At 65.8% G+C, this 810-nt stretch carries 2 pseudogenes; both read left to right on the top strand.

From position 1 onward, the window contains the following. Window positions 1-204: 204 nt before the first annotated feature. A pseudogene (locus tag U9980_RS28465) lies at window positions 205-393 on the top strand (hypothetical protein); the annotation flags it as partial. Window positions 394-466: 73 nt separating this feature from the next. After that, window positions 467-700: pseudogene (locus U9980_RS07005) on the top strand (IS630 family transposase); the annotation flags it as partial. Window positions 701-810: the final 110 nt, after the last annotated feature.

Genomic DNA, 810 nt, shown 5'->3' with positions numbered 1-810 from the left:
TTGATCAAGAAAGCGAGATCACAGCAGGTCACAATCATGATCGGATGTGGACCCTGTGTACCAGCATCCGAACCGATTGATCTTGGTTGCTGGCCCTGAAATCACTGTCCGACCGGTCGCGACCCGGGCCCTGACCAGGGACGACGCCCAGTGACCGAGTCGACCCCTACATCATCTAGCGAATCGAACAGACGTTCCGTAGGCCTGGCGGTTTCGGACGGTCCGGTCCGGCTCGTCACCGTGCTCGTGGGCGCCGTCGTGGCGTTGACCTTCCTGTTCGCGTTCGGGAACGTCGCGACGCTCGGTATACGGCTGGGGGTGCCGACCTATGTCGCATTCCTCGTGGCACCGGCGGTTGACCTCTCCGTCGTAGCGCTTCTGATCGGCACGAGGTGTCCCGCGACGCGCTGGATGTCCATGACGGCGTCGTTGACGGTGGGCATGGCCGGGAACGAGAAAGGCCCCGTCCTGGGCGAACCCGATCGAGGCGCACTTCGGCGTGTTGCGCCGGTTCGCGATCGCCAACAGCGAGCATCCGAACCACACCGTCCAGACCCACGCGCTGCACGACTACCTGCGCTGGCGCAACGCTCACGCCCGCCACCCCGACGTGCTGGCCGCCCAATGCCGCGAACGCGCCCGGGTTCGCAGCGAGAAACACATCCGTTGGGGCGGCCGTCCCCTGCCCACCGCAGCATGATCACAAAAGCCGGTGAACATATCGGGCCACGGCACTAGCAAGGGCTGTGGCGGCCGCCGGTTCTCCTCGTGTGGGAGGGCTGGCGGCCGCCGTCGTTCCGGGCCGTGACC

The organism is Protofrankia sp. Cr1, assembly GCF_963555865.1.
Lineage (GTDB): Bacteria > Actinomycetota > Actinomycetes > Frankiales > Frankiaceae > Protofrankia.
The sequence above is the reverse complement of the archived record's forward strand: the minus strand, read 5'-3'. Positions and strand labels throughout refer to the sequence as shown.